Here is an 18,295-nt window from a genome sequence, read left to right on the forward strand (position 1 = left end):
CACGCCCCGGCCGGGATCCCGGCCGGGGCGTTCTGCTGTCCGGACACATGACGGTCGGCTACCCGGCCGGCGCCCTTGCTGATCATGAAGGCGACGCGCCTCACACCGGGCTGCCGACCGGCACGGCGTCGACCCGACGCAGCACCAGGTCGGCGAGTTCGGGCAGATCGGTCAGTGGATCGGCGACCGCCACGGCGCCGGCCCGCTCCGCCGTCGCGCGGACCGCGTCGTGGAACAGGCCCGGGGCCAGGAAGTAGGCGGCCACGGCCACCCGGCGGGCGCCCGCCGCGCGCAGCCGGGCCACCGCGACACCGGCCCCGGGGGGCGCCGCCGAGGCGTACGACACCTGGCAGGGCACGCCCAGCTCGGCGCCGAGCGCGGCGGCTACCCGCCCCACCGAACCACGCGCCCGCGGATCCCGGGTGCCCGCCGCCGCCAGCACCACGCCGTCGAAGCCACCCGGCTCCGCCTCGGCCAGCCGCCGGCGCAGCCCCGCCAGCAGCCGGGCGTCTACCACCCCGTCCGCCGGGCCCAGCACGTCGGTCACCCGTACCTCGATGTCCGCGCCACCCGCGCGGGCCGCCGCCACCGCCGCCGGGACGTCGACCTTCCGGTGGTACGCGGCGGTCAGCAGCAACGGCACCAGCACCGCCCGGGGGTGACCGGCGGCGGCCAGGTCCCGCAGCACCACGGCGGGACCCGGGTCGGTGTGGTCCAGCCAGCTCGGCAGCACCGGGACGCCGGGACGGGCGGCCGCCACGGCCCGGGCCAGCGCCCGGGTCGCCGCCGCCGCCCGCGGGTCCCGGCTGCCGTGCGCGACCAGCACCACCGGCGGCTCGGCGGTCAGGTGTGCAGGCCGCACTCGGTCTTCTCGAACATGGCCCAGCGGCCCGCCCGCGGGTCCTCCCCCGCCCGGGTGCGGCGGGTGCAGGGCCAGCAGCCGATCGAGCCGTAGCCCCGGGCGAACAGCTCGTTGACCGGGATGTCGTAGCGGGCCACGTAGGCGTCCACATCCCGCTGGCTCCAGGCCGCGATCGGATTGACCTTGACCTTGCCGCGCCGCGCGTCGAAGGCCACCACCGGCGTGTTGGCCCGGGTCGGCGACTCGTCCCGGCGCAGCCCGGCGGCCCAGGCGTCGTACCCGGCCAGCGCCCGCTCCAGCGGCTCCACCTTGCGCAACTGGCAGCAGTCGTCCGGGGACTTGCTGAACAGCCGGGGACCGTACTGGCCGTCCTGCTGACCCACGGTCATCCGGGGCCGGATCGAGCGCACGGTCACCGGGAGCCGCCGGGCCACCTCGTCGCGGACCTTGAGCGTCTCCGGGAAGTGCAGGCCGGTGTCCAGGAAGACCACGTCGACGCCGGGGGCGACCCGGGAGACCAGGTGGGCCAGCACCCCGTCGGCCATCGAGCTGGTCACGCAGAACCGGTCGCCGAAGGTCTCGGCGGCCCACCGGGCGATCTCCAGCGCGGGCGCGCCCTCCAGCTCCCGGCCGGCCCGCTCGGCCAGCGTGCGCAGCTCCTCCGGGTCGCGCCGGGCCGGGTCGGCCGGGGCCGGCCCACCGATCCCGACCAGGCCCAGGCCGGCGGCGGAGGGCAGGGCGCTCATCGGGTCACCGCCCGGCTCAGCAGGCCGGTGAACCGGACCGTGAAGACCCGGGCACAGGCGTGGCACTCCCAGGCGCCGTGCCCGGCCTCGTGCGGCCGCAGGTCCTCCTCCCCGCAGTACGGGCAGTAGAGAGGCGCAGATCGGGCATCGCTCATCGCAATTCCTCCTCGTCGACCCTGATCACCCAGTTGGCGAAGCTCTCGCCCTCGCTCCGGCCGGCCAGGTAGCGGCGGGCCAGCCGTTCCACGTACTCCGGCAGCTCGTCGGCGGTGGTCTTCAGGCCGCGCAGCTTGCGCCCGAAGCCGGCGGTCTGCCCCGCGGCCATGCCCAGGCCGCCGCCGAGGTGCACCTGGAAACCCTCCACCTGCCGGCCGTCCGGGCCCACCACGAGCTGGCCCTTCAAGCCGATGTCGGCCACCTGCGTGCGGGCGCAGGCGTTCGGGCAGCCGTTCAGGTGAATGGAAATGTCGGCGTCGAAGTCGCGCAGCCGCTCCTCCAGCCGGGCCACCAGCTCCTCGCCGCGCCGCTTGGTCTCGACGATGGCGAGCTTGCAGAACTCGATTCCGGTGCAGGCCATCGTGCCGCGCCGCCAGGCCGACGGCCGGGCCTCCAGGCCGATCCCGCGCAGCTCCGCCACCAGCGAGTCGGTCCGCTCCGGCGCGACGTCCAGCACCAGCAGCTTCTGGTACGGCGTGAGCCGCACCCGGCCGCTGCCGTGCGCCTCGGCCACGTCGGCGAGCCGGGCGAGCTGGGTGCCGGAGACCCGCCCCACCACCGGGGCGGCGCCCACGTAGTTGTCGCCGTCGCGCTGCGGGTGCACGCCGATGTGGTCGACCGGCTTCGCCGGCAGCGTCGCGGCCGGGCCGTCGAGCAGCGCCCGGCCCAGGTACTCCTTCTCCAGCACCTCGCGGAACTTCGCCACGCCCCAGTCGGCGACCAGGAACTTCAGCCGCGCCCGGTTGCGCAGCCGGCGGTAGCCGAAGTCGCGGAAGATGCCGACCACCCCGGCCCAGACGTCCGGCACCTCGGCCAGCGGCACCCAGACGCCGAGACGCTTGGCCAGCATCGGGTTGGTGGACAGCCCGCCGCCCACCCAGACGTCGAAGCCGGGACCGTGGTCGGGGTGCTCGACGCCCAGGAAGGCGATGTCGTTCGCCTCGTACGGGGTGTCGACCAGCCAGGAGATCGAGGTCTTGAACTTGCGGGGCAGGTTCGAGTACGCCTTGTCGCCGACGTACCGGCGGACGATCTCGTCAACCGCGGGCGTCGGGTCGAGCACCTCGTCCCGGGCCACCCCGGCGACCGGGCTGCCCAGCACGACCCGGGGGCAGTCGCCGCACGCCTCGGTGGTCTGCAGGCCGACCGCCTCCAGCCGGCGCCAGATCTCCGGCATGTCCTCGACCCGGATCCAGTGGTACTGGATGTTCTGCCGGTCGGTGATGTCGGCCGTGTCCCGGGCGAACTCCCGGGAGATGTCCGCGACGACCCGGAGCTGGGCCAGGCTCAGCTCACCGCCGTCCACCCGCACCCGGAGCATGAAGAACTCGTCCTCCAGCTCGTGCGGCTCCAGCACGGCCGTGCGCCCGCCGTCGATGCCCGCCCTGCGCTGGGTGTACAGGCCCCACCAGCGGAACCGGCCGCGCAGGTCCTGCGGGTCGATCGAGGCGAAGCCCCGGTGCGCGTAGATGTTCTCGATCCGGGCCCGCACGTTCAGCGGGTCGTCGTCCTTCTTCATCCGCTCGTTGGGGTTGAGCGGCTCGCGGTGCCCGAGCGCCCACTGCCCCTCGCCACGGGGCCGGCGGGGGGCCCGGGCGGCCGACGCCGGGGCGTCGGGCCGGGTCGTGGTGGTGCTGCTGACCGCCATCGCGGCGTCCTCCGTTGTCTGCTGTGCCTGAAAGCGCGGACGCGGCGGCCGGCCCTGAGTGAGGGCCGAGGACGGCGATGTCGATGACGGCCGGCGCGGAACGCGCCCGAGACGGATGGGTCGGGCGTCGTCAGTGGGCCGGACAGATCGCGCTGCGGACACGGCCGTAATCGACGTGGCGACGAGCCACGAAGCGGCGGATGACAGCGGCGGTCATAGGCCACATGCTCCCACAGCCGCCGATGGCCGGCCAATGACTGAGTGTGTGATCCCACATCACGGGCAGCGGTTGTCGCCCGGTCCCGGCCGCGGTCTCGACGCGGGTCGGCGCGGCAGCGCGGCGACAGCGGCCAGGGGTGGGGACAAATCGGCGGACCGGCCCGGCGGGCGCCGCCGCCGTGTGACGCTGCGGAATGTGACCCCGCCCGCCGAGCCCACACCCCCCCACGGCCGCCGGGACTGGCTGGTGTGGGCGATCCCCGGCCTCCTCACCCTGGTGGTCACCGGCGCCGGGATCGGGCACGCACAGCCGTGGCGGGACGAGCTGGCGACCTGGAGCGCCGCCAGCCGCCCGGTCCCCGACCTGGCCCGGCTGGCCGGCACGATCGACGCCGCGACCGGGCCGTACTACCTGCTCATGCACGGCTGGACCGCGCTCGCCGGGACCTCGCCGACGGCGCTGCGGCTGCCGTCCGCGCTGGCCATGGCCGGGGCCGCCGCGCTCACCGCCCGGCTCGGCGCCCGGCTGCTCGGCGCCCGGGCCGGGCTGCTCGCCGGGCTCCTCCTCGCCGTGCTGCCGGCCACCTCCCGGTACGGCCAGGAGGCCCGCCCTTACGCACCGGCCACCCTGCTCGCCGTGCTCGCCACCCTGCTGCTCGTCGACGCGCTGCGTCGGCCGACGTGGCGGCGCTGGGCCGGGTACGCCCTCGCCGTCGCCGCGCTCGGGCTGCTCCACCTGATCGCGTTCACCCTGCTCGCCGCGCACGCCCTCGTGGTGCTCGTGGTCGCCGGGCGCGGACTCTCGGCGGCCGGACTCGACCCGCCTCCCGATCGGACCGGCCCGGCCACCCCGGCCGCCCGGGCCGGCGTGCTGTGGCGGTGGCTGGTGGCGCTGCTCCCGGCGGCCGTGCTGGTCGCCCCGCTGGTGCTGGTGGCCCGGGGCCAGCGCGGCCGCCAACTCGACTGGGTACGCCTGGTCCGCGTCGACGACCTGGCCGCGCTGCCCGGCGCGGTGGCGCAGAGCGGGGTGGTCGGCGGCGTGCTCGTCGGCCTCGCCGCACTGGGGGCGGCCCGCCTCGGCCGGCGGGCGCTGCTGCCGGGGGCGGCCGTCCTGCTGCCGGTGCTGCTGCTCTTCGCCGCCGGCACGGCGGTGCCGCTCTGGGTGACCCGGTACCTCATCTTCACGGTGCCGTTCGCCGGCCTGCTGGCCGGGGCGGCGCTGGCCGGCGTACGGCTGGCGCCGGCGCTGGCCGTCGTGACCCTGGCCGGCCTGCTCGGGCTGCCGGACCAGGCGGCGCTGCGGCGCACCCACGAGTGGCCGCGGACCGCCCCGGTGGACTACGCGGGCGTGGCCCGGATCGTCGCTGACCACCAGCAGCCGGGCGACGCGATCGTCTACTCGCCCCGGAACAGCTGGCTCTTTCCGGACCTCGGCCTGGCGTACCACCTGGGGGCGCGACGGCCGCGCGACGTGCTGGTGGTGCGCGACCAGCGGCAGCGCGCGGACCTCTGGGCGGCCGAGTGCGACCGCCCGGCGGAGTGCCTGGCCGGCGTGGACCGGGTCTGGCTGGTGGTCACCGGCCGGCGCGCCGACCCGCTGGCGGCGGTGCCCGGCGCCAAGGGCGACGCCCTGCGCGACGCCTTCACGGTCCGCCAGGTGTGGCCCCGCCCCGGCCTCACGGTCGCCCTGCTCACCCGGTGACCCGGGCGGAAGCCGGTCAGCCGGCGAGTCGGTCGGCGGTGCCGCGGGCCAGGGGGACGACCAGCATGGCCTCGGTGCCGCCCTTGGTGCCGTTGCGCAGCTCGATGGTGCCGCGCAGCTCGCCGGTGACCAGGGCCCGGACGATCTGGAGGCCGAGGTTGCCGCCCTTCTCGGCGTCGAAGTGCGCGGGCAGGCCACGGCCGTTGTCGGCGACCGAGACGTGCAACTGCTTGCGGAACCGGTGCGCGGTGACCACCACCGCGGGCTCCGGCGCGCCCGCGGGGCCGGGCTCGCCCTCCTCGCCGGCTGGCGGGAAGCCGTGCTCGACGGCGTTGAGCAGCAGCTCGTTGAGGACCATCACCAGCGAGGTGGCGATCTCGGCGGGCAGCACGCCGAAGCTGCCCTGGCGGCGCATGCCGACGGTCACCTCGGTGGCCGCCACCTCGGTGGCCGCGCTGGCCACCCGGTCGACGATGCCGTCGAACTCGACCGCCTCGTCGCTGGACAGGGAGAGCGTCTCGTGGACCAGCGCGATGGAGGCGACCCGGCGTACCGACTCCTCCAGGGCGACCCGAGCCTCGGGCATGGCCACCCGGCGGGCCTGGAGGCGGAGCAGCGCGGCGACGGTCTGGAGGTTGTTCTTCACCCGGTGGTGGATCTCCCGGATGGTGGCGTCCTTGGTGATCAGGGCGCGGTCGCGGCGGCGTACCTCGGTGATGTCGCGGACCAGCACCAGGGCGCCGATCGGCACGCCCGCGGGCATCAGCGGCAGCGCCCGGGTGAGCATGGTGGCGCCCCGGGCGTCGATCTCCCGCCGGGGCGGGGCCTCGCCGCGCAGCGCGGCGAGCACCGCGTTGCCGGCGTCGGTGCCCTCCAGCGGGTCGCCGGCGAGCCGGCGGTGCAGCTTGGCCAGGTCCTCCCCCACCAGATGGGAGGCGTAGCCCAACCGGCGGTACGCGGACTGCGCGTTGGGGCTGGCGTAGGTGACCTTGCCATTGGCGTCCAGCCGGACCAGGCCGTCGCCGACCCGGGGCGCCGAGGTGGTCTCGCCCGGGTGCCGGGGCGGCGGGAAGGTGCCGTCGGCGATCATCTGGGCCAGGTCGTCGGCGGTGGTCAGGTAGTTCAGTTCGAGCTGGCTGGGCGTGCGCGCGGTGGAGAGGTTGGTGTCCCGGCCGACCACCGCCACGACCTCGCCGGACTCCCCGTCGGCGGTGCGCAGCCGCACCGGGATGGCCTCGTGCCGGGCGGGCACGTCGCCGTACCAGACCGGGTCGCCCTCCCGCCAGATCCGGCCCTGCCGGTGGGCGACCTCCAGGTGCGCCACCTCCGGCCCGCCGACGATCCGGCCGACCTGGTCGTCGAGGTACGCGGTCGGCGCGGTCGTCGGGCGGACCTGCGCCACGCAGAGGAACGTGCCGTCACCGTCGACCGGCACCCAGAGCAGCAGGTCGGCGAAGGACAGGTCGGAGAGGAGCTGCCAGTCGCCGGCGATCCGGTGCAGGTGGTCGATGTCGGCCGGCCGGAGCGAGGTGTGCTCCTCGGCGAGGTCACGGAGGGTGGACACGCTGAACAGCGTGCCACGCCGGGACTCACATCGTCGCCGTGACCTTCTTCAACCCGCGCGGGGCGTCCGGGTCCTCGCCCCGGGTCAGGGCCAGGGCCAGGGCGAGCCGCTGGAGCGGCAGGATGTCGAGCAGCGGCGCGTACCGCTCGTCGACCTCGGGCACGGCCATCCGGGCGGTCGCCTCGACCTCGGCGGAGCCGACCACCACGACGTCGGCACGGCGCTCGCCGAGCCGGGGCAGCACCTCGCGCATCGACCGCCCGCCGGGGCCGGAGCCGACCACGGCGAGCACCGGCACGTCCGGGTCGGTCATGGCGAGCGGGCCGTGCAGCAGGTCGGCGCCGGAGAAGGCGAGCGCCGGCAGGTAGGAGGTCTCCATCAGCTTCAGCGCCGCCTCGCGGGCCGTCGGGTACGCGTAGCCCCGGCCGGTGGTGACGAGCTGGGCGGCGAACCGGTAGCGCGGGGCGAGCTGGGCCGGGGTGGCGTCGGACAGGGTGCGCTCGGCCAGCTCGGGCAGGCGGGCCAGGGCTTCCCGCTCCTCGGCGGGGAGCACGCCGTCGCCGGCGCGTACCCCCTCGACGAGCATGAGCAGCGCGAGCAGCTCGGCGGTGTAGGTCTTGGTGGCCGCGACGGCCCGCTCGTGCCCCGCGGCGATGTCCACGCTCAGCTCGGCGGTGCCCACCAGGCGCGAGTCGGGGTTGTTGGTCACGGCCAGGGTGAGCGCGCCGGACTCCCGGGCCACCCGCAGCACCTCGGCCAGGTCGGGCGAGCCGCCGCTCTGGCTGACCCCGACCACCAGGGCGTCGGAGAGGTCCGGCCGGGCGCCGAAGACGGTGACGGCGCTGGGCGAGGCGAGCCCGGCGGGCAGGCCGAGCCGGATCTCGGTGAGGTAGGCGGCGTAGAGCGCCGCGTGGTCGGAGGTGCCTCGGGCGGTGAAGACCACGTGGCGGGGCCGGCGCTCGGCGATCACCGCCGCGACCCGGGCGATCGCCCCGGCGTGCTCGGCGGAGAGCAGGCGGTCGTAGCCGGCCGGCTGCTCGTCGATGTCGGCGGCCATCCCGGCCCCTGGACGCGTCACGGAAGACCCCCTCTTGCGCGATTGCCGCGCGTTCGGTGCTCAGTCTTGCACCTTTCAGCGGATACAGGCAACGGAACGAACAGTAGTGCGCAGTGGATCACCATCCGGCCGCATGATCCCCTAGGCTTGCCCGGCTGGCGGACCCGAACACCCGAGAGGACGACGTGCCCGAGGACGACCCCGCGCTCTCGGCGGAGGAGGAACTGGCGCTGGCCCGGCTGGCGCTGGCCGAGGGGGACCTCCGGCACGCCGCCGGCCACGTGGCCGCCGCCCTCGTCCAGGCCCCCACGCTGCCCGAGGTGCACGAGACGCTCGCCCGGCTCGCCGCGGCCAGCGGCGGCGACCTGGACCTCTTCCCGCTCGGCCACCACGCCTTCGTCGGCGCGGTGGTGGCCCGGGCCCACCTGCTCGCCGCTGCCGGCCGCCCCGCCGAGGGGCTCGACCTGCTGGCCGCGGCGACCGGTTACGCCCCCGCCGCCGAGTGGGCGGCCGTGCCCTGGGTGACCGCGCCCGATCTGCCCGAACGGCTCGACCCCGAGCGCACCGCCCGGATCCTCATGCAGGTCTGCGCGACCGCGCCCGACCCGGTCCCCCGCCGGCTGCGCGACCCGCTGCGCCCGTACCTCACCCTGGCCCGCAACGCGGTCACCGTGCACCCGGCCCACCCGCTGCTGCTGGGCGCGGCGTCCGCGCTGGCCCGGCGCCTCGGCGAGGTCGCCCTCGCCGTCACCTGGGCCTCCCGAGGGGTACGCGCACAGCCCACCAAACTCGGCGAGGTGTGGCTCGGTTACGCGTACCGCAGCGCCGGCCGGACCCGGGATGCGCTCGCCGCGCTGGAGCGGGCCGTGGCCCTCGACCCCGACGACCTGGCGGTCTACGCCGACATCGCCGGCACGCTGGCGGACCACGGCCGGCTCGACGAGGCGCTGGGCTGGATCGACCGGGCCCTGGCCAAGGACCCGACCTTCGACTGCGCCGTGCACACCGCCCACCGGCTGCGCTTCCAGCGCGACGGGGACGTGGCCCACCTGGTGGCCCTCGCCGACTTCGTCCGGGACCACCCCGACGACACCCACGAGCACGGCGACCTGGCCGAGTGCTGCCGCGGCCGCCCCTGGCTCGGCCAGGTGACCCCGGCCGGCGGGCCGGTGCCGGACGCGCCGCCGCAGGCGGCGGTGGCCGACCCGGACCCGCGCGAACCCCGCCGGGCCACCACCTGCCCGCTCTGGCGGTACGACGGCACGGTGGCCGCGCCCACCCTGCCCACCCCCTCGGCCGAGGCGGCGGAACGGGTCCGGCAACTCGCCCACCCGGCCTGGCCGCACCCGCCGGCCGCGTACGACGCCGCGGTGGGACTGGCCACCCTGGACCTCGCCGACCTGCTCGGCCTGCTGGTGCACCCGCCGGCCGCGCCGGCCACCGCCCTCGGGCGGGTGCTGGCCGGCCAGGACCCGTCGCTCTGGGTGCGGTCCGTGCAGGTCTGGGCCTGCCTCGGCCTGCTGCACCACCGCACCGACGAGCCGTGGGCGGAGTCGACCCGGCGCCGGGTACTGCTGGAGCTGGTCTGGGGCGTGGCGGACTGGGTCACCGAGGCGGCGCTGTTCGCCCTGGTCACGGCCGCCTGGGTGGATCCCGCGGTCCGCGCCGACGTGGCCCGGATGGTGGCCGAGCGGCTCGCCGGCGTGGCGGCCGTGGCCCGCGAGCGCCGGGTGCCGATCGCGGTGTCGCTGGCCCACCTGGCGCTGGCCACCCCGGACCTCGACCCGTCCACCCGCACCGTGGCCGACGCCCTGATCAGCGGCGCCGCCCCGGCCACCCGGCCGGGGTTCCTCCGCCGCCTCTGGCGCCGCCTCGTCACGCTCCTCCGTCACCGCTGAGGACACCCGGAGACGCGGCGCGGCCACGCCGTACCCGATGGCGGGTCGGCGTGGCCGCGGCGGGTGGGTCAGGCGACGGGGGCCTTGCCGAGGGCGGCCTCGGCCTGGTCCTCCGGGGTGGCGTCGGCCGGCGGCGCGTCGTTCGTCGAGCGCAGCGGCACCTCCTTGATGAACCAGGCGAGCACCGGCACCGCCACGGTGAAGAAGACCGCCCAGAAGAAGACGTGCGAGATGGCGTCGGAGAGCCCGCCGAGCACGGCCTCCCGCACCGGGCCGGCGAGTTCCTTGAGCTTCTCCAGGTTCATGGCGCCGCCCTCGCCACCGCCCCCACCGGCGAAGGCCGGACCGGCGGCGGAGTCGGCGAGCCGGTTGGCGAAGATCGCGCCGAAGAGCGAGACACCGAACGAGCCGCCGATGGACCGGAAGAAGGTGGCCGCGCCGCTCGCCGCGCCCAGGTCCTTCTGCTCCACGCTGTTCTGCGCGATCAGCATCGAGGTCTGCATGAGGAAGCCCATGCCGACGCCGAGCACCACCATGTAGAGCGAGGAGACGGTCTTGCTGGTGCCCAGGTCGAGCCGGGTCAGCAGGCCCATGCCCACGGTCATCACCACGCCGCCGACGATCGGGAAGGCCCGGTAGCGCCCGGTCTTGGTGATGGCCCGGCCGACCCCGAGCGAGACCACCAGCATGCCGAACATCAGCGGGAGCAGCAGCAGGCCGCTGTTGGTGGCCGAGGCGCCCTGCACGGTCTGCTGGTAGAGCGGCAGGAAGTTCATCGCGCCGAACATGGCGAAGCCCAGCAGGAAGCCGATCACCGAGATGAGGGTGAAGTTCCGGTTGGCGAACAGGGCCAGCGGCAGGATCGGCTCGGGGGCCCGCCGCTCGACCAGGCCGAAGGCGACCAGCGCGACCAGCGCGAGCGCGGCGAGGCCGAGGATCTGCGGGGACGCCCAGTCGTACTCGTTGCCGCCCCACGTGGTGACCAGCACGATCGCGGTGATGCCGACGGAGAGCAGCGCGGCGCCCAGCCAGTCGATCTTGTGCTCGGTGCGGTACTTCGGCAGGTGCATGGTGGTGGCGAGCACGAGCAGGGCCGCGCCGCCGAGCGGCAGGTTGACGTAGAACGCCCAGCGCCAGGAGAGGTGGTCGGTGATGAAACCGCCGACGAGCGGGCCGGCCACCATGGCGATGGCCATGATGCCGGCGATCATGCCCTGGTAGCGACCCCGCTCGCGGGGCGGCACCAGGTCACCGATGATCGCCATGACACCGACCATCAGGCCGCCGGCGCCGAGACCCTGGACAGCCCGGAAGGCGATCAGTTCGATCATGCCGGTGTCGACGCCGCCGAAGACGCTGGACCCGGACATGCCGCAGAGCGCGGAGCCGACCAGGAAGACGACCACCGAGGTCAGGAACACGGCCTTGCGGCCGTAGAGGTCACCCAGCTTGCCCCAGATCGGGGTGGAGACCGTGGTGCCCAGCACGTACGCCGTGACCACCCAGGTGAAGTGGTCCGCCCCGCCGAATTCGAAGACGATCCGAGGCAGCGCGGTGCTGACGATCATGTTGTCGAGCATCGCGAGCATCATCGCGATCATCAGACCGAACAGGACGACCCGGATGTTGGGCCGCACCGTCGCCTGGGCTTGTTGAGTCATGGGTAAGCTCCCCCGAAGATCTGTGACCTACTTACTTGCCGTCCGGCTAGTTACCTTACTAGCCGGACGGTAAGTTGGTCAGTAGGAACCGTCAAGCGAATTGGGTGGTGCGCGGGTGAGGGAGAGCACAGGCGGCACGCGGCAACGCATCCAGGCCGTCGCGCTGGAGCTCTTCACCGAGCAGGGGTACGAGAAGACCTCGCTCCGGGAGATCGCCGAGCGCCTCGGCGTGACCAAGGCCGCCCTCTACTACCACTTCAGGAGCAAGGACGAGATCGTCAGCAGCTTCGTCGACGACCGGCTGCGCCGGATGGACGAGCTGATCGAGTGGGCCGGCACCCAGCCGGCGACCCTGGCGACCCGGCGCGCGCTGCTGAGCCGGTACGCCGACGCGATGTTCGCCGGTGAGCTGCCCACGGTGATGCGGTTCTTCGAACAGAACCAGACAGTGCTCAAGAGCCTCGCCGCCGGGCAGCAGATGCGCGACCGGATGATGCGGCTGGCGCACGAGCTGTGCCGGGGCGACGACTCGCCGGCCGCCCAGCTGCGCGCCACCCTGACCCTGTTCGCCGTGCACAGCAGCTGGTTCGCGGTCCGCACCCCCGGCATCAGCGACGACGAGCGCAAGAAGATCGCCCTCGAGGTCGCCGACGAGCTGCTCGCGAGGATCGCCGACGCCTCCTGACCGGGGCCGCCGGCGGGCCGGCCCGGGTCAGGCGGGGCGCGTCAGGTCCAGGCGCAGGCCGAGCAACTCCACCCCGGGCAGCGGGGTCCAGTCCTTCTCCGGCACCCGCACGAAGCCCAGCCGCCCGTAGAGCCGCTGCGCGACGGGGGCCATCCCGTTGCGTACGCAGATCACCACGGCCGAGCAGCCCAGCTCGGTGGCGCGCGCCACGCACGCCCCGACCAGGACCGCCCCGGCGCCCCGGCCCTGCGCGGCCGGGTCGACGGCGAGCATCCGGAACTCGGCCTCACCCGGGCCGGCGAGTTCGGCGTACGGGGTGCCGGGCAGCACGAACGTCACGGCGCCCACCACCTCACCGGTGATGTCGTCGACGGCGACCAGCACCTCACCGGTCTCCGCCCGGGTCGCCACGTCGGCCAGCACCGGCGCGTAGCCGGTCTCGCCCTTGAGCTGCCCGTCGGCCTCGTACGCGGCGACCGTCAGGCGGGCCACCGCCGGGAAGTCGGCCGGCTCCGCCCGACGGACCTGAAGCCCGGTCAACCGATCACCGCGATCAGGTCACCGTCCTGCACGACGTCGCCCTCGTTGACCGCGATCTGCTGCACCACGCCGTCGGACTCGGCGATCACCGGGATCTCCATCTTCATCGACTCCAGGATCACCAGCGTGTCCCCCTCGGACACGGTGTCCCCGGCCGACGCGACGACCTTCCAGACGTTCGCCACCATCTCGGCGCGGATCTCCTCGGCCATCTCCGGGCCCTCCCTCTCCACCGCTGTTCCTGCGAACGGTATCCAATCATGAGCCCGCTCACGCCCCGGCACAGCGCGCCCGGCACGCCGGTTCCGCCCCCGCCGGTCCCCGGCGACCGCCGTCGGCACTAGCATCAGCGCGGTCGGTTCCCGGCGCCCGGGAACCGGTACGCGACCTCCGCCGCGCTCGCCCGCGGCCGGACCGTGACCAGCACAAGGAGGCAGAGCATGGCGAAGAAGGCCCGCAAGAAGAAGGCCCGGAAGAAGAGCGGCGCCAACCACGGCAAGCGCCCCAACTCCTGATCCCGGATCAGAGCGGTGCCGGCCCCCGGGCCGGACACACCGGTGGCCCGGGTCCAGACGGACCCGGGCCACCGGTGTCTTCAGCTCGTGCCCGCTGCCGTCAGTCGGCCAGCTCGCGGGACTCGGTGGTCTCGAAGACCACCAGCTCGGTCAGGCGGACCCGCAGCCGCTCGCGCAACTGCTCCGGCGCGGTCTCGTTGCCGCAGCAGCGGGCGACCAGCGCCTTCACCTCCTGCTCGATGCCGTACTCGTGCAGGCAGGGCCCGCACTCCTCCAAGTGCTCCCGGATGAGGACGCGGCGCTCCTCACCGCACTCCAGGTCCAGGTAGAGGTAGACCTCGGCGAGCACCTCACGGCAGTCCGTCTCGTGCGGCTGTCCACAGCTCACGGTCACACCTCCCGGCTGGCGGCGGCGGTCGAACCCTTCGACGGCGCGGAGGTGAAACCCCGCTCCGCCGCGTACTGCTCGAGCAGCTTGCGCAGATTACGACGGCCGCGGTGCAGCCGCGACATCACCGTGCCGATCGGGGTGCCCATGACGTCGGCGACCTCCTTGTAGGAGAAGCCCTCGACGTCGGTCAGGTAGACCGCCATGCGGAACTCCTCCGGCAACTGCTGGAGGGCCTCCTTGACGTCGCTGTCCGGCAGCCGGTCCAGCGCCTCGGTCTCCGCCGAGCGCAGCCCGCTGGACGTGTGCGACTCCGCCTCGGCGAGCTGCCAGTCGGTGATCTCGTCCGTGGGCGCCTGCACGGGCTGGCGCTGCCGCTTCCGGTAGGAGTTGATGTAGGTGTTGGTCAGGATCCGGTACAACCAGGCCTTCAGGTTCGTGCCCTGCTCGAACTGGTGGAAGGCGGCGTACGCCTTCAGGTACGTCTCCTGGACCAGGTCCTCGGCATCCGCCGGGTTGCGGGTCATCCGCAGCCCGGCAGCGTAGAGCTGGTCGACGAAGGGCATCGCGTCCCGCTCGAAGCGGGCCCTGCGCTCGTCCGTCTTCTCGGTCGTCAACCGCACGTCCCCTCGCGTCGGATGCTTTCCCGCCGAGGATACGCGTACCCACCTGTCGGCAGATTCACTTCCGGACTGTGTGCTGGTGCTCACGGCCGACGCCGTCGCGGGCCAGTCCGGCGCGTCGAGCAGCCGCTTGAGCTGCCGCGCGTCCCGTTCGTCCCGCTCCCGGCTGCGTGTCTCGGTCGGCACCGGTCACCCCTCTCGGCTGGAAAAGTCATCCGGGAGTAGTAACGCTCGCCGCCGGGCCGGACATTCCACGCCGCCCCACCCGTTCCTGGCCCCGGCCTCGGCCGCGACCGACGCTGGGACCAGGAAGGGCCTGGGAGGGTGGCCCCGGACGCCCGAACCGGACGCCCGACACCATCCGTAGCAACGACCCGCCGCCACCGACGGTCACGCCGACCCCTCCGCGGCCGCGTGTCGCCCCTCCCGCCGTGCCTCAGGCGGGAAGCCAGCCGTGGGCGCGCAGCCAGTCGCGGACGACGGCTGCTGTGGTCGCCGGGTCGCCGCGCAGGTCGTGCCGCTCCCCCGGGCGGGTCATCACCTCGACGCCGGGGCCGGGCTCGGGCACCCCGAACGGGTCCCGGTCGCCGTTGACCACCAGCGTGGGCAGGCCGGTGCGCAGTTCCTCGGCTCGCGAGCGCTCCGGCCGCCCCGGGGGGTGCAGCGGGAACGCCAGCGCGACGATGCCGGCGGCGCCGACCGTGCGGGCGGTGCGGCAGGCGACCCGGGCGCCGCTGGACCGGCCGCCGACCACCCAGCGGGCCGCCTCCGGGTGGCGGGTCCGGAGTTCGGCCAGCACCGCCGTCCACGCCTCGTCGAGGTGTCCGGCGGGGGCGGGGGCGCGCCGGCCGGCGACCCGGTACGGCTGGGTCACCCGGACCACGCCCGCCCCGGCGCCGATCACCGCGTCCCGGACCGCCACCAGATCCGGGGCGTCCACGTCGCCGCCGGCCCCGTGACCGAGCACCAGCATGGTGACGCCGCCGGCCGCCGGCAGGTCGGTGTGGACCATGGCCGGTCCGCGGGGTGTCCCGATCTCGTCGCTGTGCCGCACCGGCCCATTCTGCGTGCGGCCCGGGCCGCGACGGCCGCCAGGTGCGGAAACGCGGCGCCCGCGTTTCCGACGGGGAAACGCGGGCGACGGCGAAACGGAGTCAGCTCGACGGCACCAGCGTGAGCAGGCGGTCGCGGACCGGCGGGCCGGCCTCGTCGAGCGCGTCCGGATCCGGCTGCACCTCGCTGCGCCAGGCGACCAGCATGGCCCGCCGCTCGCGCGGTGTGGTGCCGCCCCAGACGCCGTGGCAGTCGCCCACCTCCAGGGCCCAGGCGAGGCAGGACCCCTGAACGTCGCAACTGCGGCAGAGCGCCACGGCCGCGTCGGCCGGTTCGTTGGGCGCCGGAAAGAACGTCTCCGGATCCACGCTCTGGCAGGTTCCTCTGGTCCGCCACGCCTCGTCGTGGCGCCGCTCGCGCAGGGCCCGCAGCAATCGCGGATCTCGCCGCGCGGCGGCCACCTCGTGCGGGCGGGGCATGCGTGCCCGTGTCAATACACCCACCTCCCCCGTGGGACCGGCAATGATCATGAATGATCGATGGGTGTCATCCGCCCCGTGCGAACAGACGCCCAACACCGGCGCTGTGTTCTATCGCACTTGCGCAGGCGGGGACAAGGGCCTTCGGTAAACATGGCTAAACGGCCGGGCGACGTTTCAGGCGCAACCCCGGCAAATCAGCACACGACAATGTGCTGAGCGTGATCAGAACAGGGTCATTTCCGTATCGGCCTCCGCGCGCGCCAGGGGGACCCGGGCGGTCAGCTCCGGGCCGTCGTTGCGGACGTCGCCGACCGCCGGCGAGACCGGGCGGATCTCCAGCCCGGCGAGCCAGGCCGGCGCGGGCGGCGCGAGCAGCTCAGCGGGCTCGGCGGTGGGGCCGAGCCAGGACGCCCAGCGCTCCCGGGGCAGCAGCAGCGGCATGCGGTCGTGCACCTCGGCCAGCTCGCCGACCGCCGCGGTGGTCAGCACGCTGAAGGTGAGCCGGGCCTCCCCGGCCGGCTCCCAGACCGACCAGATGCCGGCGAAGGCCAGCACGGAGCCGTCGCGCGGGGTCATGAAGTAGGGCTGCCGCCGGCCGTCGGCCTGCCGCACCCACTCGTACCAGCCGTCGGCCGGGACCAGGCAGCGCCGGCGGGCGAACGACGGGGCGTACGCCCGGCTGGTGGCGATCGTCTCCACCCGCGCGTTGATCATGCGGGCGGCGCCCGTGGCGGTGCGGGACCAGTGCGGCACCAGCCCCCAGCGGCCGACGGACAGCAGCCGGTGCCCCTCCGGAGCCAGCCGGACCAGCGGCACGGGATCGGTCGGGGCGACGTTGAAGTCCGGGCCGACCCCGCCGGTCTCGTCGGACGACTCGAAGAGCGCGCTCAGGTCGCCCGCGCTCCGGGCCATCGCGTACCTCCCGCACATGGCGCAACGCTAACCCGCCGCCGACGTTCCGGCTGTCCCGCCAACCGGGAGCAGGCACGACGGGCGGTTCCACCGGCCTGCGGAGTTGGCAGAATGTGAGCGTGGGGAATCTGACCGCGACGCGGCCGCCGCAGCCGTGGACCGCGCCGACCGCGAGCGACCCGGTCGCCGCGACGCTGCGCCTGCCCGGCTCCAAGTCGATGACCGCCCGGGCCCTGGTGCTCGGCGCGCTGGCCAGCGGGCCGTCGACGCTCGACCGGCCGCTGCGCGCCCGCGACACCGAGTTGATGGCCGGCGGCCTGCGTGAGCTGGGCGCGCACATGTCCGTCTCCGACGACGACCGCTGGCTGGTCCGGCCGCACCCGCTGGTCGGCCCGGCGCACGTCGACGTCGGCCTGGCCGGCACGGTGATGCGGTTCCTGCCGCCGGTGGCCGGCCTGGCCGAGGGCCGGGTCACCTTCGACGGCGACCCGCACGCCCGGACCCGCCCGCTCGGCCCGCTGATCGACGCGCTGCGCTCCCTCGGCGTCCGCATCGACGCCCCGCCGACCGGCAGCCTGCCGCTGGTCGTCCTCGGCGCCGGCCGGGTCACCGGCGGCGAGGTGGTCATCGACGCCTCCGCCTCCAGCCAGCTCGTCTCCGGGCTTCTGCTGGCCGGGCCGCGCTTCGACCGGGGCGTGGTGGTCCGGCACGAGGGGCCGCCGGTGCCGTCCGCGCCGCACCTGCGGATGACCGTGCAGATGCTGCGCGCCGCCGGCGCGGCGGTCGACGACACCACGCCCGACGTCTGGGCGGTCGAGCCCGGCCCGCTGACCGGGCGCGGCTGGGAGATCGAGCCGGACCTCTCCGGAGCGGCGCCGTTCTTCGCCGCCGCCCTGGTCACCGGCGGCGAGGTGACCCTCCAGGGCTGGCCACGCAGCAGCCTCCAGCCGGTCGAGCAGCTGCGCGGGCTGCTGCACCGAATGGGCGGCGAGGTGACGCTGGGCACCGCCGGGCTGACCGTGCGGGGCACCGGCACGGTCCGCGGGCTGGACGCCGACCTGTCCGACGTCGGCGAGCTGACCCCGGTGCTGACCGCGCTGGCCATGCTCGCCGACTCCCCGTCCCGGCTGACCGGCGTGGGGCACATCCGGGGGCACGAGACCGACCGGGTCGCCGCCCTGGCCAAGGAGTTCACCGCGCTCGGCGCGGACCTCACCGAGACCACCGACGGGCTGGAGATCCGGCCCCGCCCGCTGCGCGGCGGGACCTTCCGGACCTACGACGACCACCGGATGGCGCACGCCGCGGCGGTGGCCGGGCTGGCGGTCCCCGGCATCGAGGTCGACGACGTCTCGTGCACCTCCAAGACCATGCCGGAGTTCCCGGCACTATGGTCAGGGATGGTGACCGGCAAGAGCTGACGACGGGGGGACGGTCCTGGCGACGAAGCGGCGGGAGTACGACGAGGACGACGTCCGGGTCCGACCCGGTAGGTCGTCGCGCCCGCGTACGCGCACCCGGCCC

The 18,295-nt window shown here is 74.8% G+C and carries 19 protein-coding genes; 5 read left to right on the forward strand and 14 right to left on the reverse strand.

The features are described 5' to 3' along the window. Positions 1-100: 100 nt before the first annotated feature. Genes ACFYPD_RS01455 through ACFYPD_RS01470 form a run of 4 tightly spaced genes read right to left on the reverse strand, consistent with a single transcriptional unit; the run spans position 101 to position 3,472 of the window. Positions 101-862 carry a sirohydrochlorin chelatase gene (locus ACFYPD_RS01455; RefSeq protein ID WP_387107548.1) on the reverse strand — a complete coding sequence of 254 codons (762 nt, stop codon included), beginning with the start codon at positions 860-862 and terminating at the stop codon, positions 101-103. Beyond that, positions 844-1,608 carry a phosphoadenylyl-sulfate reductase gene (locus tag ACFYPD_RS01460; RefSeq protein WP_387107550.1) on the reverse strand — a complete coding sequence of 255 codons (765 nt, stop codon included), beginning with the start codon at positions 1,606-1,608 and terminating at the stop codon, positions 844-846. The genes ACFYPD_RS01455 and ACFYPD_RS01460 overlap by 19 nt, the downstream gene beginning before the upstream one ends. Further along, positions 1,605-1,763 (reverse strand): IS1 family transposase, encoded by a 159-nt coding sequence (locus ACFYPD_RS01465; protein WP_146167879.1) that lies wholly within the window; start codon positions 1,761-1,763, stop codon positions 1,605-1,607. The genes ACFYPD_RS01460 and ACFYPD_RS01465 overlap by 4 nt, the downstream gene beginning before the upstream one ends. After that, positions 1,760-3,472: a nitrite/sulfite reductase gene (locus tag ACFYPD_RS01470; protein ID WP_387107552.1), complete on the reverse strand. Its 1,713-nt coding sequence runs from the start codon at positions 3,470-3,472 to the stop codon at positions 1,760-1,762. Before ACFYPD_RS01470 ends, ACFYPD_RS01465 begins: the two co-directional genes overlap by 4 nt. A 463-nt stretch (positions 3,473-3,935) precedes the next feature. Between ACFYPD_RS01470 and ACFYPD_RS01475 the strand changes: the two genes are divergently transcribed. Beyond that, positions 3,936-5,393, forward strand: a complete 1,458-nt coding sequence (locus ACFYPD_RS01475; protein WP_387109119.1) for a glycosyltransferase family 39 protein — start codon at positions 3,936-3,938, stop codon at positions 5,391-5,393. A gap of 16 nt (positions 5,394-5,409) precedes the next feature. Here ACFYPD_RS01475 and ACFYPD_RS01480 read toward each other — a convergent pair whose 3' ends face one another. Further along, positions 5,410-6,957 (reverse strand): histidine kinase N-terminal domain-containing protein, encoded by a 1,548-nt coding sequence (locus tag ACFYPD_RS01480; RefSeq protein WP_387107555.1) that lies wholly within the window; start codon positions 6,955-6,957, stop codon positions 5,410-5,412. Between the two features lie 25 nt (positions 6,958-6,982). Next, positions 6,983-8,014, reverse strand: a complete 1,032-nt coding sequence (locus ACFYPD_RS01485; RefSeq protein WP_387109122.1) for an SIS domain-containing protein — start codon at positions 8,012-8,014, stop codon at positions 6,983-6,985. A gap of 185 nt (positions 8,015-8,199) precedes the next feature. Here ACFYPD_RS01485 and ACFYPD_RS01490 point away from each other — a divergent pair, with 185 nt between their 5' ends. Then, positions 8,200-9,912, forward strand: a complete 1,713-nt coding sequence (locus ACFYPD_RS01490) for a tetratricopeptide repeat protein (RefSeq protein ID WP_387107557.1) — start codon at positions 8,200-8,202, stop codon at positions 9,910-9,912. A 68-nt stretch (positions 9,913-9,980) separates the two neighbouring features. On the opposite strand, the gene ACFYPD_RS01495 is transcribed toward ACFYPD_RS01490, so the two are convergent. Next, on the reverse strand, positions 9,981-11,573 hold the full coding sequence (locus ACFYPD_RS01495; protein ID WP_387107560.1) for an MDR family MFS transporter: 1,593 nt from the start codon (positions 11,571-11,573) through the stop codon (positions 9,981-9,983). Between the two features lie 115 nt (positions 11,574-11,688). On the opposite strand from ACFYPD_RS01495, the gene ACFYPD_RS01500 reads away from it, so the two are divergent. Next, positions 11,689-12,258 carry a TetR/AcrR family transcriptional regulator gene (locus ACFYPD_RS01500; RefSeq protein WP_387107562.1) on the forward strand — a complete coding sequence of 190 codons (570 nt, stop codon included), beginning with the start codon at positions 11,689-11,691 and terminating at the stop codon, positions 12,256-12,258. Between the two features lie 27 nt (positions 12,259-12,285). On the opposite strand, the gene ACFYPD_RS01505 is transcribed toward ACFYPD_RS01500, so the two are convergent. Next, the gene (locus ACFYPD_RS01505; protein ID WP_387107565.1) at positions 12,286-12,798 is read right to left on the reverse strand and encodes a GNAT family N-acetyltransferase; all 513 of its coding nucleotides are present in this window, start codon (positions 12,796-12,798) and stop codon (positions 12,286-12,288) included. Next, a complete protein-coding gene (locus ACFYPD_RS01510) occupies positions 12,795-13,010 on the reverse strand; it encodes a biotin/lipoyl-binding carrier protein (RefSeq protein ID WP_089012714.1) in 216 nt (71 codons plus the stop codon). The genes ACFYPD_RS01505 and ACFYPD_RS01510 overlap by 4 nt, the downstream gene beginning before the upstream one ends. A gap of 228 nt (positions 13,011-13,238) precedes the next feature. Between ACFYPD_RS01510 and ACFYPD_RS01515 the strand changes: the two genes are divergently transcribed. After that, complete coding sequence (locus tag ACFYPD_RS01515) at positions 13,239-13,313, forward strand: 50S ribosomal protein bL37 (protein ID WP_369700219.1); 75 nt, start codon at positions 13,239-13,241, stop codon at positions 13,311-13,313. Between the two features lie 100 nt (positions 13,314-13,413). Here the strand turns inward: ACFYPD_RS01515 and rsrA are convergent, their stop codons facing one another. The 5 genes from rsrA to ACFYPD_RS01540 form a co-directional block, all read right to left on the reverse strand. Continuing rightward, positions 13,414-13,701 (reverse strand): mycothiol system anti-sigma-R factor, encoded by a 288-nt coding sequence (gene rsrA / locus ACFYPD_RS01520; protein ID WP_151465002.1) that lies wholly within the window; start codon positions 13,699-13,701, stop codon positions 13,414-13,416. Positions 13,702-13,703: 2 nt separating this feature from the next. Further along, the gene (locus ACFYPD_RS01525; protein ID WP_313718336.1) at positions 13,704-14,510 is read right to left on the reverse strand and encodes a sigma-70 family RNA polymerase sigma factor; all 807 of its coding nucleotides are present in this window, start codon (positions 14,508-14,510) and stop codon (positions 13,704-13,706) included. 250 nt (positions 14,511-14,760) lie between these two features. Continuing rightward, on the reverse strand, positions 14,761-15,378 hold the full coding sequence (locus tag ACFYPD_RS01530) for an alpha/beta family hydrolase (RefSeq protein WP_387107567.1): 618 nt from the start codon (positions 15,376-15,378) through the stop codon (positions 14,761-14,763). Positions 15,379-15,478: 100 nt separating this feature from the next. Further along, a complete protein-coding gene (locus tag ACFYPD_RS01535; protein WP_355056140.1) occupies positions 15,479-15,871 on the reverse strand; it encodes a WhiB family transcriptional regulator in 393 nt (130 codons plus the stop codon). A 210-nt stretch (positions 15,872-16,081) separates the two neighbouring features. Then, positions 16,082-16,789, reverse strand: a complete 708-nt coding sequence (locus ACFYPD_RS01540; protein WP_387107569.1) for an SOS response-associated peptidase — start codon at positions 16,787-16,789, stop codon at positions 16,082-16,084. A gap of 101 nt (positions 16,790-16,890) precedes the next feature. Between ACFYPD_RS01540 and aroA the strand changes: the two genes are divergently transcribed. Further along, on the forward strand, positions 16,891-18,192 hold the full coding sequence (gene aroA, locus ACFYPD_RS01545) for a 3-phosphoshikimate 1-carboxyvinyltransferase (RefSeq protein WP_387107571.1): 1,302 nt from the start codon (positions 16,891-16,893) through the stop codon (positions 18,190-18,192). The last annotated feature ends 103 nt before the right edge of the window (positions 18,193-18,295 follow it).

The sequence above is a fragment of the Micromonospora sp. NPDC005299 genome (assembly GCF_042872345.1).
Taxonomy (GTDB): domain Bacteria; phylum Actinomycetota; class Actinomycetes; order Mycobacteriales; family Micromonosporaceae; genus Micromonospora.

Coding starts and splice junctions, on each gene's coding strand:
- ACFYPD_RS01460 (WP_387107550.1), bottom strand. CDS start 1,608: ATGAGCGCCCTGCCCTCCGCCGCCGGCCTGGGCCTGGTCGGGATCGGT.
- ACFYPD_RS01465 (WP_146167879.1), bottom strand. CDS start 1,763: ATGAGCGATGCCCGATCTGCGCCTCTCTACTGCCCGTACTGCGGGGAG.
- ACFYPD_RS01470 (WP_387107552.1), bottom strand. CDS start 3,472: ATGGCGGTCAGCAGCACCACCACGACCCGGCCCGACGCCCCGGCGTCG.
- ACFYPD_RS01485 (WP_387109122.1), bottom strand. CDS start 8,014: ATGGCCGCCGACATCGACGAGCAGCCGGCCGGCTACGACCGCCTGCTC.
- ACFYPD_RS01495 (WP_387107560.1), bottom strand. CDS start 11,573: ATGACTCAACAAGCCCAGGCGACGGTGCGGCCCAACATCCGGGTCGTC.
- ACFYPD_RS01510 (WP_089012714.1), bottom strand. CDS start 13,010: ATGGCCGAGGAGATCCGCGCCGAGATGGTGGCGAACGTCTGGAAGGTC.
- ACFYPD_RS01540 (WP_387107569.1), bottom strand. CDS start 16,789: ATGTGCGGGAGGTACGCGATGGCCCGGAGCGCGGGCGACCTGAGCGCG.